This is a genomic window from Thermoleptolyngbya oregonensis NK1-22 (assembly GCF_032705245.1).
Taxonomy (GTDB): Bacteria; Cyanobacteriota; Cyanobacteriia; order Elainellales; family Elainellaceae; genus Thermoleptolyngbya; species Thermoleptolyngbya sichuanensis.
In genome coordinates this window covers 2,703,393-2,716,987 of record NZ_CP053540.1, presented here as the reverse complement: position 1 = coordinate 2,716,987, position 13,595 = coordinate 2,703,393, and the positions used below count along the sequence as shown (strand labels likewise).

General features: G+C 60.0%; 13 protein-coding genes. 11 read left to right on the top strand and 2 right to left on the bottom strand.

Annotation, left to right across the window (positions count from 1 at the left end):
* Positions 1-10: 10 nt before the first annotated feature.
* Positions 11-268 carry a formylglycine-generating enzyme family protein gene (locus HNI00_RS22135; RefSeq protein WP_420156203.1) on the top strand — a complete coding sequence of 86 codons (258 nt, stop codon included), beginning with the start codon at positions 11-13 and terminating at the stop codon, positions 266-268.
* A 53-nt stretch (positions 269-321) separates the two neighbouring features.
* On the opposite strand, the gene HNI00_RS11660 is transcribed toward HNI00_RS22135, so the two are convergent.
* Positions 322-885, bottom strand: coding sequence for a Uma2 family endonuclease (locus HNI00_RS11660; RefSeq protein WP_316786326.1), 564 nt, complete (start codon positions 883-885; stop codon positions 322-324).
* On the opposite strand from HNI00_RS11660, the gene HNI00_RS11655 reads away from it, so the two are divergent.
* The 10 genes from HNI00_RS11655 (at position 884) to HNI00_RS11610 (ending at position 11,929) form a co-directional block, all read left to right on the top strand.
* Positions 884-1,006 carry a hypothetical protein gene (locus HNI00_RS11655; RefSeq protein ID WP_316786324.1) on the top strand — a complete coding sequence of 41 codons (123 nt, stop codon included), beginning with the start codon at positions 884-886 and terminating at the stop codon, positions 1,004-1,006. The two genes, HNI00_RS11660 and HNI00_RS11655, sit on opposite strands and share 2 nt — an antisense overlap.
* 140 nt (positions 1,007-1,146) lie before the next feature.
* Positions 1,147-2,451, top strand: coding sequence for an AAA family ATPase (locus tag HNI00_RS11650; protein ID WP_316786321.1), 1,305 nt, complete (start codon positions 1,147-1,149; stop codon positions 2,449-2,451).
* Positions 2,452-2,578: 127 nt separating this feature from the next.
* Positions 2,579-4,219 (top strand): DUF2079 domain-containing protein, encoded by a 1,641-nt coding sequence (locus HNI00_RS11645; RefSeq protein ID WP_316786319.1) that lies wholly within the window; start codon positions 2,579-2,581, stop codon positions 4,217-4,219.
* 65 nt (positions 4,220-4,284) lie between these two features.
* Complete coding sequence (gene purC / locus HNI00_RS11640; protein WP_316786317.1) at positions 4,285-5,073, top strand: phosphoribosylaminoimidazolesuccinocarboxamide synthase; 789 nt, start codon at positions 4,285-4,287, stop codon at positions 5,071-5,073.
* Between the two features lie 224 nt (positions 5,074-5,297).
* Positions 5,298-7,616 (top strand): BamA/TamA family outer membrane protein, encoded by a 2,319-nt coding sequence (locus HNI00_RS11635; protein ID WP_316786314.1) that lies wholly within the window; start codon positions 5,298-5,300, stop codon positions 7,614-7,616.
* A gap of 55 nt (positions 7,617-7,671) precedes the next feature.
* Positions 7,672-8,592 carry a UDP-3-O-acyl-N-acetylglucosamine deacetylase gene (gene lpxC / locus HNI00_RS11630; protein ID WP_316786313.1) on the top strand — a complete coding sequence of 307 codons (921 nt, stop codon included), beginning with the start codon at positions 7,672-7,674 and terminating at the stop codon, positions 8,590-8,592.
* A 150-nt stretch (positions 8,593-8,742) separates the two neighbouring features.
* Entirely contained in the window at positions 8,743-9,270 is a 528-nt protein-coding gene (fabZ, locus tag HNI00_RS11625; RefSeq protein ID WP_172356103.1) for a 3-hydroxyacyl-ACP dehydratase FabZ, read from the top strand.
* Between the two features lie 3 nt (positions 9,271-9,273).
* On the top strand, positions 9,274-10,098 hold the full coding sequence (gene lpxA / locus HNI00_RS11620; RefSeq protein ID WP_316786311.1) for an acyl-ACP--UDP-N-acetylglucosamine O-acyltransferase: 825 nt from the start codon (positions 9,274-9,276) through the stop codon (positions 10,096-10,098).
* On the top strand, positions 10,098-11,324 hold the full coding sequence (lpxB, locus tag HNI00_RS11615) for a lipid-A-disaccharide synthase (protein ID WP_316786309.1): 1,227 nt from the start codon (positions 10,098-10,100) through the stop codon (positions 11,322-11,324). The genes lpxA and lpxB overlap by 1 nt, the downstream gene beginning before the upstream one ends.
* A 77-nt stretch (positions 11,325-11,401) precedes the next feature.
* On the top strand, positions 11,402-11,929 hold the full coding sequence (locus HNI00_RS11610; RefSeq protein ID WP_316786307.1) for a hypothetical protein: 528 nt from the start codon (positions 11,402-11,404) through the stop codon (positions 11,927-11,929).
* A gap of 127 nt (positions 11,930-12,056) precedes the next feature.
* On the opposite strand, the gene HNI00_RS11605 is transcribed toward HNI00_RS11610, so the two are convergent.
* Positions 12,057-13,547 (bottom strand): glycosyl hydrolase family 57, encoded by a 1,491-nt coding sequence (locus HNI00_RS11605; protein WP_316786305.1) that lies wholly within the window; start codon positions 13,545-13,547, stop codon positions 12,057-12,059.
* Between the last annotated feature and the right edge of the window lie 48 nt (positions 13,548-13,595).

The following is a 13,595-nucleotide window of genomic DNA, read 5'->3' as shown; positions in this document are numbered from 1 at the left end:
AGCCTAGCTGGTGCGGGGCGGTTCCTGGAACAACAATCCAGCCTTCTGCCGCTCTGCCAACCGCAACCGTAACACGCCGCACAACCGCAACAACAACATCGGGTTTCGGGTGGTCTGTGTTTTCCCCTGCACTCTCTGGTGCCAGAGTCGATGGATGGCAATTCGTCGAGCGTGTGAAAGAGAGTCCAGACCCGCTCCTGCGATGTTTGCCATACAAAACATCCAAAAATCAACCCAGACCGAGCAGCTTGGTAAGCTTTCTTGCTGAACAGTTGCTCGGTCTAGTGTGCCTACTCGTCGGCGCAGATCACAACGCGACCATTATGCCTGGAGCCAGCCAAAAATTTCCCCGACCGTCAGCCGCACCGCCCCAGCAAACCCAGGCACAGGCAGCACGCTATCCGGCTCGTCAAATAGCTGCACCGACTGATTTGCGCCATAGACAAAGATGCACGCCTCTTCCGGGTCGAGCAGCCAGCCCATCTCCGCGCCGTGGCTGAGGCAGTGCAGAATGTTGCGAATCACTCTGGACTGGCTTTGTCCCGGCGATAGGATTTCTATCGTCCAGTCGGGCGGCAGGTTAAACGTATTTGCCACTTCGCCGCTGCTGTCTCTGGGAATGCGGTCGGCGCGGAAAACAGCAATATCGGGCACGATAGAGCGTCCCCCAAACGTGCAGCGCAGTTCTGGAAACGCTTGCCCTGCGCCATCAGCACGAAATGCAGCCGTAATAGCAAAGGTTAGTTCACGCTGCAAAACGCTGTGTTTTCCTTGGGGCATGGGCTTTTGAAGGATATTGCCGTCGATGAATTCGCTGGCGGGCTTGGTTTCGGGCAGCGCCAGAAATTCCTCCAGGGTCAGCGGCTTTGTGGGAACTTGCACCATGAGACAGGCTCCAGGGACGAAGGGCGAATTGAAGGGGCGACAGGCCGTAGGGCTGAGTCTTATTCTAGGCGATTCCCCTGCAACGCTCCCCCGTCCGCCGCACTTGGCGAAGGTTCACTGAATCAGCACTAAATAAATGCGTGAGGTCTAAACACTCTGGATGCGAGGCGATGATGAGATGATGGACAGGGTGATGAATATCAAGCAGCAAGTTTCAAGCCGCAAATCCAGAGTCTATCCCTCGTCCCGTCTTGTCTCAACATGTCTTACTACATTCCGCCCAAATTTCTGGATCGCCTCTCGGTGCATATCACCAAGAACTTTCTGGCGCTGCCCAACGTCAAGGTGCCGCTGATTTTGGGGATTCATGGGCGCAAAGGCGAGGGCAAAACCTTCATGTGCGAGCTAGTGTTTAAGCGCATGGGGCTAGGGGCGGTGTATATGTCGGCGGGCGAGTTGGAAAGTCCTGATGCGGGCGATCCGGCGCGGCTGATTCGGCTGCGCTATCGGGAGGCGGGCGAGTGGAGCCGCACCCACGGGCGCATGGCAGTGCTAATGATCAACGACGTAGATGCGGGCATTGGGCGGGTGGATGCCAGCACGCAATATACCGTGAACACGCAGTTGGTCAACGCCACGCTGATGAACATTGCCGACAACCCGACCAATGTGCAGCTTCCGGGCAGCTATGACGCAGAGCCGACTCAGCGAATTCCGATTATCGTGACGGGCAATGACTTTGCAACGCTGTATGCGCCGCTGATCCGCGATGGACGGATGGAGAAATTCTTTTGGGACCCGACGCGGGAGGATCGGCTGGGCATTGTGGCGGGCATTTTTGAGGCGGATGGCGTTCCCCGATCGGACGTGGAAGCGTTGGTGGATCACTTCGCTGACCAGGCAACGGACTTTTTTGGCGCACTGCGATCGCGCTTGTATGATGAACAGGTTCGCACGCTCATTCACCAGGTCGGCATCGACAAGATTTCGCAGAAGGTGGTTCACAGCGACGGCAAGCCGACAGAATTTCAAAAACCCAACTTTAGCCTGCAACATTTAATCGAGATTGGCACAGAGATGGTACAGGAGCAGGAACGCATTCGTGAACTGCGGCTGGTATCTGAATATAACGAGGTGCTGAAGGGCGATCGCCCCCGCTCAGCGAACCGCGCAAGCCATTCGATCAGCAAATCCGATAAATACTTTATGTATTATGGCGATCGCCCCGGGTCGGCCGAACCTCCACCCGCCAAGTCTGCCAATGGGAACGGGATGGCATCGTTGAAAACTTCCCCCCCTGGAACGCAGCCTACCATTGCAGCAGAGGTCGCCGAGGAAATTCGCAGCATCCTGGCAGGAGGGCTACGACTCGGCATTGAGTACGTGGATGAGCGCCGCTATCGCATGGGGTCGTGGCAGTGTTTTGGAACCTACGACGGCAACCCAGAGGAGGCGATCGCCGCGCTGGAACGCTGCATTGCAGAACATCCAAAGGATTACATTCGCCTCGTCACCATCGACAAACACCGCAACCGCATGGGCGATCGCCTCCTCCAGCGCCCGTAGCAGCGAGAGGTCAGGTGTTAGACCAGGCAGCAAACCAGAAAGTGAACCGAGAGTAAGCCGAGAGTGAACCGAGAGTAAGCCGAGAGTAAGCCGAGAGTAAGCCGAGAGTGAGCCGAGAGTAAACACAATGGGCGATGAACGACGCGAGGGCCCAGAGCCTCGCACAAAACGCAAGTTTGACTGGGGCTGGCGGACAGTGCTACTCGCGGCGGCCCTCTTTTGGGTACTGTGCAGCATTTTTGCGCTGCAACGGTTTTATAACTTCTTCCCGACGTTTGTGTCGTTCGACCAGGGCATCTTCAACCAGGTGTTTTGGAATAGCCTGCACGGACGCTGGTTTGAAGGCTCCCTCTCCTCCAGCGAATCGAGCGCTGTGCAGCTAGACAACCAACTGCCGGAGGTGTTTTATCGCCGCCTCGCCCAGCATTTCACCCCCGCGCTGCTGCTGTGGCTGCCGATTTATGCCCTGTTTCAGTCGCCTGCGGGGCTGTCGCTGCTGCAAGTGACGCTGATGACAGCAGGCGGACTGGTGCTGTACGCGCTGGCCCGTCACTATCACCCGCCCCATGTGTCGGCGCTGATTGCCGTCAGCTACTTTTGCGCGAATGCGGTCATCGCGCCGACGCTGGCCAATTTCCACGATTTCTCCCAAATTCCGCTGTTTGTCTTTGGCCTGCTATGGGCGATGGAAAAGCGGCGCTGGTGGCTGTTTTGGCTGCTGCTAGGGCTGACGCTGGTGGTGCGCGAAGATGCCGGGGTGATTACCTTTGGCGTGGGCTTCTACATGGCAGCATCGCGGCGGTTTTTGCGGGCGGGGGTGGCGGTGTGCGTCCTCAGCCTGGGCTATATGCTGCTGCTGACGAATTGGGTGATGCCGCTGTTTGCGCCGGACATTTCGCGGCGGTTTATGGTGGAGCAGTTTGGACGGTTCACTAACGGGCAGGAGGCTTCGACACTGGAGGTGCTGTGGGCGATGATCCGCAACCCTGACCAAGTTCTGGCAGAAGTAGTCAACCCTCCAGGACGCACCCTCAGCTATGTTTTGGCGCAATGGCTGCCGCTGGCGTTTGTGCCTGTAATTTCGCTGGATGCGTGGCTGTTGACCGGGTTTCCGCTGCTCAAGCTGCTGCTGCAAGAAGACCCTACCGCCCTGTCGATGCACCTACGCTATGCCGTGTCGCTGGTTCCGGGGTTGTTCTACGGCGCAATTCTCTGGTGGCATAAGCATCCCCACTGGTTTCGCCCCCGCTTGCGGCAGTTTTGGCTATTTTGCCTGGGGCTGGCGCTGCTGTTCACAGTTGCGTCAAATCCCAATCGGGCGCTGTCGGTGTTCATTCCCGACTCGATCCAGCCGTGGGTCTACACGTCGCCCGCCCGCCAGTGGGAACACGCCCAGGCCGTGCGATCGCTCTTGCGGCAAATCCCCGACGATGCCAGCGTCACCGCTACGGGAAACATCGTGGCGCATCTCTCCAGCCGCCGCGAAGTCTTGCGCTATCCAGGCACGCGCCTGATCAACGACGACCGCAAGCAGATTGGCGTGGAATATGCCGTGCTGGATTTTTGGTATCCGCTGCGCTTTTCGGCGGCCTTTCCCGATGAAGGCAGAAGCTTTTTTGGCATGACCAACCGCGTCCTCGGCTGGCTCCGAGACGGCAGCTTTGGGCTGATGGATTTTCAGGATGGCGTTGCCCTGCTGCGGCGCGGCGTGCCCTCCAGCCCCGAAGCTGCCGCCGCCTGGAACCAGTTTCACCAGCCGCTGGATTAAGCCATCCGACGGAACCCGAATCGCTTGCATAGAATGTTCTTTTGGAGTCTCTTTCCCCTGCTGCCATGAATGCCTTTGAACCGCCTACTGCCGAAAATCCCGTCGCCGAAAACCCTGCTGCCGAAAATCCTGTTGCCCAAAAACGATACGAGGGCAAGGCCAAAATCCTCTACGCCACCGACGATCCAGAAGTCTTGCTGACCTACTTCAAAGATGATGCAACCGCGTTTAATGCCCAAAAGCGCGGCACGATTTCCGGCAAAGGCGAGGTGAATTGCGCCATGTCGCAGCACTTGTTTCGCCTGCTAGAGGCGCAGGGCGTGCCGACCCACCTGATTGACTGCCCCACGCCAAACACCATGCGGGTGCGGCGGGTGTCGATTGTGCCCCTGGAGGTGGTGGTCAGGAACATTGCAGCGGGGAGTCTCTGTCAACAGACTGGGTTGGAGTTGGGAACCCCGCTCAGTCCGCCGCTGGTAGAGTTTTACTTTAAAAACGATGCCCTCGGCGATCCGCTGCTGACGGAAGATCGGCTGCGCGTGATGGGGCTGGCCACGCCCGATCAGGTGCAGCAACTCCGGGAGATGGCGCTGCGGGTCAACCAGGTGCTGTCTGAGTTCTTTAATCAGTGTGGGATTACACTGGTGGACTTCAAACTGGAGTTTGGGGTTGATGGAACAGGCAAGCTGCTGCTGGCGGATGAGATTAGTCCCGATACGTGCCGTCTGTGGAACCAGGCGGAGTCTGACCCCAACCGCAGGGTGATGGATAAAGACCGATTTCGACGCGATTTGGGCGATGTGGAGGCTGCGTACCAGCAGGTGCTACAGCGAGTTCTGGCACAAAGCGTCTAGAAGGGCGTTGCCAATGCTGTAAAATTGCTCCGTTTGCTCGGAATTGCGATTCGCGAAGCGATCCCTACGGGAATCGCACTCGGCTCGTCAATCCCGATCTGCGTCTCGACTAGGCTATCTCGACTGGGCTATGCCGTCGCGCTGATCCGAATCGTTCCTGGCTGACCTAGCCGATTGTTTTGCTCAGTTCTTCCTGTCTGTGGTGTGTGGACGTGTTAAAACCTATGCGTTTTTCTCCTGTCGTATTGGCGGCGATCGCCATTTCTTCCGTTTCAGGTCTTGCGGCTCCGGCGGCGCGCGCTCAGACTGCTCCCCTCTCCGAGCAATTGTCCCAAGGTCAGGTTCAGCAGTCGCCCCATGAGCCAGTTGACGCATCCGCTGCGGCTGTGGGGGATGGAGCCGTCCCGCCGAGCCTAGTCAAGCCAGATTTGCTGCCAGGGGCGATCGCCCGCGCTGAGGTGGATGCCGCATCGGGCACACCAGAAGGGGCGATCGCAGCGGCTCCGACCCATTCGGTGAATGGAGATGCAACTGGGCTGGTCAACCCGCTTTCCTCCAAGCCTGCTGAGCAACCGCTGGCTGAAGGGGTATCCCCTCTGGCAACCCAGTCGCCGAGAACAGAGGCAGCAGAACCCGCAACTCCCGCCGCTCTGTCCAAGCTGGCCGTGCCCCAGACAGGAACCTCCCGCCTGGGCGACCCCATTGAGCTAGCCCAATTTATCCCCCAGCCCCAGCCCACCGACGGACAGCCCGCCCCTGCTGAGGCTGCCCCGCCCCAGGAAGAACCGCGGGTGCTGGTGTCTGAATTGGTCGTCAGCGGGGCCCCCAGCCCGGAGCTAGAAGACGCGGTATTTAACGCCATCAGAACTCGCGCTGGCGCAACCACTACGCGCACCCAGCTTCAGCAGGATATTAACGCGGTGTTTGCCACGGGCTTTTTCGCGGACGTGCGGGCGGTTCCCGAGGATACGCCGCTGGGCGTGCGGGTCACCTTTGTGGTGCAGCCCAACCCGGTGCTAACGGCAGTGCGAATCCAGGGCAACGAGGTGCTGCCCCAGCAGGTGGTTGACCAGACCTTTGGAACGCAATACGGCCGCGTGTTGAACCTGAACCAGCTTCAGACGGGCATCCGCAACATCAACCGCTGGTATCAGGACAACGGCTATGTGCTGGCGCAGGTCATCGACGCACCCCGCATCAGCCAGGATGGCGTGGTCACGCTCTCGGTGGCAGAGGGCGTGATCGAGGATATCAACGTCGCCTTTCAAACCGAAGACGGCGAAACCGAGGACGACGACGGCAACCCGATTCGAGGCCGCACCCGCGCTTTCATCATCACGCGGGAATTTGAAACCAAGCCTGGGGACGTGTTCAATCAGAACCAGATTCAGCAAGACCTCCAGCGGGCCTTTCGCCTGGGGCTATTCGACGACTTGCAGGTGACGCTGAATCCGGGTGACGACCCCCGCAAGGTGGACGTGACCATCAACGCCGTGGAACGGAGCAGCGGCTCGATCTCCGCTGGGGTGGGCGTGAGTTCGGCTAGCGGTCTGTTTGGCACGGTCAGCTATCAGGAGCAAAACCTGGGCGGCAACAACCAGCGACTCGGCGCAGAGGTGCAGTTTGGTCAGCGGGATTTGCTGTTTGATATTAGCTTTACAGACCCGTGGATTGCGGGCGATCCAAACCGCACTTCCTATACGGTCAACGCCTTTAGCCGTCGGTCGATTCCGCTGGTGTTTCAGGGCGGCGAGACGGAGGTGACGCTGGAAAATGGCGATCGCCCTCGCGTGCGGCGGATTGGCGGCGGCGTGACCTTTGGCCGACCCTTGGGCAACGGCTGGCGAGCTACAGCCGGGCTGCAATACCAGAACATCCGCCTGCAAGACTCCGATGGCGATCTGGCTCCAGTGGACGAATTGGGCAACCAGCTCAGCTTCAGCGAGTCGGGCACGGATGATATTTTGCTCGTGCAGCTCAGCGCCAGTCAGGATCGCCGCGATAGCGCCGTTGCCCCCACACGGGGTTATAACCTCCGGATTGCAACGGATCAGTCGATTCCTGTAGGTCAGGGCAATATCTTTTTCAACCGACTGCGGGGCAGCTATAGCCGCTACTTCCCTGTAGACATCACCGATTTCACAGAAGGGCCCGAAACGCTGGCCTTCAACGTGCAGGGCGGCGTGGTGTTGGGCGATCTGCCGCCCTACGAGGCCTTCTCGCTGGGCGGCACAGACTCGGTGCGCGGCTATGAAGCGGGCGATGTGGGCAGCGGTCGCGCCTTTGTGCTGGGTACGGTAGAATACCGCTTCCCCATCTTTTCAATTGTCGGCGGCGTGCTGTTTGTAGACGTGGGCAGCGACCTGGGAACGGGCAGCGACGTGCCAGGACAGCCCGCTGTGGTGCGCGACAAGCCAGGAACCGGGATTGGCTTTGGGCTGGGAATTCGGGTGCAGTCGCCGATTGGCGCAATCCGGGTAGACCTGGGCTTTAATGATGAAGGCGACAGTCGGATTCACTTTGGCATTGGGGAACGCTTCTAGCAGTAGCCTTAGTTAAGACCCGTCAGGTTTTGATACCGCCATCTGGGCGATCGCAATGGAACAAGTCCTCTCTTTCTCTAGCACCCCATCCGCCAACCGCCGCGAAGCCCCGGCTCCCGGTCTGCTGAGGGATCAGCAGCATACCCTTGCCAGCCCCCTAGCGCAGTCGGGGGTGGGGCTGCATCTGGGCGAACCCACCCAGGTCAGGATTTTGCCTGCCCAGCCGGGAGATGGGCGCTACTTTGTGCGGGTAGATCTGCCGGGGCAGCCCGTCATTCCGGCTCATATTGACCAGGTGCGCGAGACGCGGCTTTCGACCGAACTGGCAGTGGAAACCGCTGAGGGGACTGCCAGCGTTCGCACGGTGGAACACCTGCTGGCGGCGCTGGTGGGCATGGGCATTGACAACGCCCGCATCGAAATCGACGGGCCCGAAGTGCCCTTGCTAGATGGTTCTGCCCAGGACTGGGCCAGGGCGATCGCCGCCGCCGGGATCATGCCCCAGTCCGCCTCCTGCGCTCTGGTTCCCCTGCCAGAACCCGTCTGGGTGCGCCACGAGGATGCGTTTGTAGCCGCGATCCCCGCCCCAGAACTGCGCTTTAGCTACGGCATCGACTTTGACCTGCCCGCCATTGGCAACCAGTGGGTCAGTTGGTCGCCCAGCGCAGAACCCTTTGAAAGGGCGATCGCCCCCGCCCGCACCTTTGGTCTGGCGCATCAGATCGACCAACTGCGATCGCTCGGCCTGATTCGCGGCGGCAGCCTGGACAATGCTCTGGTGTGCGGCCCCGACGGATGGCTAAACCCACCCCTGAGATTTTCAAATGAACCAGTGCGTCATAAACTTTTAGACTTAGTAGGAGACATCAGTCTACTCGGCTGGATGCCCTTGGCGCACCTGGTCGCCTACAAAGCGAGCCACCAACTGCATACGGAACTGGCTCGCCGCCTCCGACTGTCCCCGTTTGCGCCCTAGCGCGATTCTCAGCGCCGCTGCTGCCCAATCTTCCCACCCCCGGTTTCCGCAGCCCTATTGCCGCTCTTGTCTGACTCCTGCTATCCATCTCCAGCCACCTTTCCAAACCCTCGATTCCATCATTTCCCTCTTATTCCCCTCTGTCAGCCCATGACCATTTTGACCGACCTCCATACCACCGTTTCCCCCGTTTCTCCCATTCAGGCTGAGCCAGAAGCCGCTCCTGAAACGCCCTCTGCACCGCCGACTGTGCTTTCGGTGGAGGAAATTCACAAGCTGCTGCCGCATCGGTATCCGTTCTCTCTGGTCGATCGAATCATCGAATTCGTTCCCGAAAAGCGGGCCGTGGGCATCAAAAATGTTACGTTCAATGAACCCCACTTTCAGGGTCATTTTCCGGGTCGCCCCATTATGCCGGGGGTATTGATCGTAGAGGCCATGGCCCAGGTGGGCGGCGTGGTGCTGACGCAGATGGCCGACGTGCAAGACGGCCTGTTTATGTTTGCAGGCATCGACAAAGTGCGGTTTCGCCGTCCGGTTGTGCCTGGTGACCAAATCATCATGGCCGTTGAACTGCTCTGGGTCAAAAAACGCCGCTTTGGCAAGATGTATGGACGCGCAGAGGTAGACGGGCAACTGGCTGCCGAAGGCGAATTGATGTTTTCACTGGTGGACTGATCCTTGACTACCCTGATTCATCCTACGGCTGTTATCCACCCCGACGCTGAACTGCATCCGACGGTTCAGGTTGGGGCCTATGCAGTCATTGGCAATCGGGTGAAGGTGGGGCCAGGGACGGTCGTGGGGGCCCATGTGGTGCTGGATGGCTGGACAGAAATCGGGGCCCGCAACCAGATCTTTCCGGGTGCTGCCATCGGCTTGCCCCCGCAGGACTTGAAATACGATGGTGCGATCACCCAGGTCAAGATCGGCGACGACAACCTGATCCGAGAGTACGTAACCATCAACCGTGCCACCTACACAGGCGAGGCGACGGTGATTGGCAATGGCAACTTGCTGATGGCCTACGTGCATGTGGGGCACAACTGCGTCATCGAAGACCGCGTGGTCATTGCCAACAGCACCGCGCTGGCTGGGCATGTGCATATCGAGGCGCGGGCGACGATTAGCGGCGTACTGGGCATCCATCAGTTTGTGCGGGTGGGGCGACTGGCGATGGTCGGCGGCATGAGCCGAATCAACCGCGACGTGCCGCCCTATATGCTGGTGGAGGGCAACCCGGCCAGAGTGCGATCGCTCAATCTGGTGGGTCTGCGCCGCTCTGGGCTGATGGATGCCGACCAGGGACGCACCTATCAAGCGCTCAAAAAAGCCTTTCGCACCCTCTATCGCTCTGGGCTGCCGCTGAATCAGGCAATCGAGCAGATCGACCTGCTGCCCGACTGCGAACCCTTGCAGCATCTACGGCAATTTTTGCAACTGTCGCAATTGCCAAGCCGCCGGGGGCTGATTCCGGGGAGTAGTCGCAGCCGAGGCGCAGATTGATGGACACGGTTGAGCCAGTCCACCTGCCTGCGGCCCGGTCGGCTCGGATTTTGATCAGCACGGGCGAGGTGTCGGGCGACTTGCAGGGGGCGCTGCTGGTGGAGGCGCTGTGGCGGCAGGCCGAGAAACGCGGACTGGCGCTGGAGATTTTGGCGCTGGGGGGCGATCGCATGGCGGCGGCCGGGGCGACTCTCTTGGGCGACACAACTGCCATTGGTTCCGTCGGCATTGTGGAAGCACTGCCCTTTGTGCTGCCGACGCTGATGCTCCAGCGGCGAGTGCAGCAGCAATTGCAGCAGCATCCGCCCGATCTGGTCGTGATGATCGACTACTTTGGGCCAAACTCGCGCATCGGCACCTATATGCGTCGCCACTTTTCCCAAGTGCCGCTGATTTACTACATCGCGCCGCAGGAGTGGGTGTGGTCGCTTAGTCCGGCCAAAACGCAGCAGGTGATTAGCCTGAGCGATCGCCTCCTGGCCATTTTTCCCGAAGAAGCCCGCTATTACGAAAAATGGGGCGCAAACGCCACCTACGTCGGGCATCCCTTGGTGGATCGCGTCGCCACCTTCCCCAGCCGCGCCGCAGCCCGTCAGCAGTTGGGCATTACCGAAGATGAAGTGGCGATCGCCCTCTTGCCCGCCTCTCGCCGCCAGGAAGTCAAACACCTGCTGCCTGTGCTGTGTCAGGCAGCGCAGCAAATTCAAGCCGCCCTGCCCCAGGCGCATCTCTGGATTCCTCTCTCGCTGTCGCAGTTTCAGACCCCTGTTGAGCAGGCGATCCGGCGCTACGGGCTGCGGGCGACGATCGTGACCGAGCAGACCCAGACCGTGATCGCCGCTGCCGACCTAGCGCTGACCAAATCTGGCACGGCCAACCTGGAAATTGCGCTGGCAGGTGTGCCCCAGGTGGTCATCTACCGCGTCAGCCGCGTGACCGCATGGATCGCCCGCCGCTTCCTGAAGTTTTCGATTCCCTTCATGTCGCCGCCCAACCTGGTGATGATGGAGCCGATTGTGCCGGAACTATTGCAAGAAGCCGCAACCCCAGAGCATATCGCCCGCGAGGGGCTGGCGCTGCTGCTCGACCCAGTTCGCCGCCACCAAATCCAGCAAGACTATGCCCGATTGCGCCAGGTGCTAGGAGACGGCGGCGTGTGCGATCGCGCTGCGGGGGAGGTGCTAGATCTGTTGGAGCAGCGAGAGCTAGGACGGGTGATGGCGTAGAAAAGGGCAAGCGGCTGGAATAACCTGATCCCGGTTCCCTGCTATATGATCCTGGGGAAACCGAGTTGGAGGCCGCCATGACCAACCCCCTCACCCTTCCCCCAGATCTGTCCTTTGAACAGGCGATCGCCCTGACGCAAGACCTGATGGCACAGATGGCGGCGGGCACGCTGTCGGCTGAGGCAGAGGAGCAGGCGATCGCCGCCCTAGTGTCTAGCGAAAACGGGGCGCGGGGCTTTTTTGTCACCTATCTTACCAGCGACAGCGCCTTGGCAGATGCGCCATCAGAAGCCGTGGTAAAAGCGCTGCAATCTTCCCCCGGAACCGTCGCGGAACTGCTGGTGAAAAACCTGGCCATGTCTTCCGCAATGGCGATCGCCCACCGCCGCAACCAAGCCGAAGACATGGCCCAGAGTTCCGAGCGGGTCAGCCGCCGCACGCTCGATCTGATCCGCCGGGTCGGCCTGCCGTTGGTGTCTGAAAAAGCGCGGCAACTCCGCGACAGCGCCAAAACCGGCGACGGCCCCTACGCTGAATTCCTGAACCGCTGGCGCTATGACGACGAGCAGCGGGCGGTGATTCAAGCGGCGCTGGAGGGCATTTAGGGGATTTTGGATCTTGGATTCTGGGTTTTGGATTTTAGGGGGCGATCGCTCTCATTCCTGTCCCCAAACCTGCCCCCAAACCTGCCCAAAATCGGCAATCCCAAATCCAAATCCAAATCCAAAATCCTCACCCCCCCAACACGCCCTGCCCCCGCCGAAAAATCTCCCGCGCATGATCCGTCCAGGTGCCCTGGCCCCAATAGCGAAAGCAGCTCGTTTGCAGCAGCAGGTTATAAAGCAGCGCTTGCTGATAGTCGGGCTGGCGCGTGATGCCGGGGTCTTGCTGCACCAGCAGGTCATACTTTTGGTGAAAAGCAGCGCTGAGTTGGTTCATTGGCTCCAGCACGTTTTCATAGCCCGCCACCCAGCTCAGGTCGTTTGTCCAGGAGGCTCCGTCCATGTGGAATTGAGGATCGGTGGCCTGGATCTGGGCGATCGCCTCCTGCACCTTCTCCGGCGTTGCGTCCTGCGGATCGACCTGCTGCCAAATCTTGTGCTGCTGCACCGCCTGAATTTCAGGATAGTCCGCCGGGTTCACGCCCGCCGCCTCGATCAGCTCAAGGTATTCCGTGCCATTCAGCCCGACCGTGCCGCCGCTATGCCCATCTCGAATTTGATACCATACGGGATGAAAATCGCGCGGAAACTCATTCATCATCACGCCGCCATTTTCCCCATCGGCAATCTGCGTCACGCAGCAGGGCACCGACACGCCGCCAATTTCCTGCCGCCCGCGCCCCTTCGCCTCGTGATAGGGCTGCATCTGCGCCACCAGTTTCGTGTCCGACCCCTGGGTTTTGATTAGCACCGTCATCCGCACCGTCTCGCCGTGAGAATTTCGCGCCACCAGCGTATTGGGAATATACTTCTGGTCTTGCGTCAGGCTCGACCCGTCTAGCCGCTCCACCGAATGCTCCTGCACCAGCAGCCAGCGATAGCCGCATTCCTTCAGTGCCTTCAGGTATTCATACAGCGTGTCGGGATGGTTGGGCAGGTGCATCTCTGGCGGCGAAAAGCCCTTCACCCGCCGCAGCGCCTCATAGCCAAATAGCGCCGCGAAATACTGCTGCCACGCCTGGATATGCAGCTTCAGGTCGGGAATCGGCGTGGAAGGCACCACCGCATGGCTCCACATCGTGCCCAGCCATTCCACGTAGGGGTGATAGTGCGGGTCGCAGGTGATGCGCCGCAGGTTGCCCAGCACGTCTTCCCGCCCCATCTGCACCAGCCCCCAGAGCAGGTTGCCGGAATAATCCAGCATGATGCGCGGCTGACAGCCGTTGCCTACCAGTTCGGGGATAAACTCGCCCATGCGCCCATAGCACCAAGCAAACACGCCCGCATTGTGGTTATCCCCTTCGCCTGGATGCTCGAACATATACTGCAAATTGCTGATCAGCGCCCCGTCCCAGCCTGCGGGAATGGTGGGCTGGTGCATATGCAGAGCGCAGGCAAAACCGCTGGTGATGTGTTCCAGCCGCAGGGCAGTGTGGGGCAACCAGATGGGGTCGCTGTGATTCACCACGGTGCTGATTTCCGCCTCCCAGCCGCAGATGTTGGGCAAGCCGTAGTGGGTGGTGGGAGGCAGGGTGGGCAGGTTGGCAACGGCGGTCGTCATGGCGCAGTTCCTTGGGTGAGACTGCTCCTACGATAGTTCCAGCCGCCG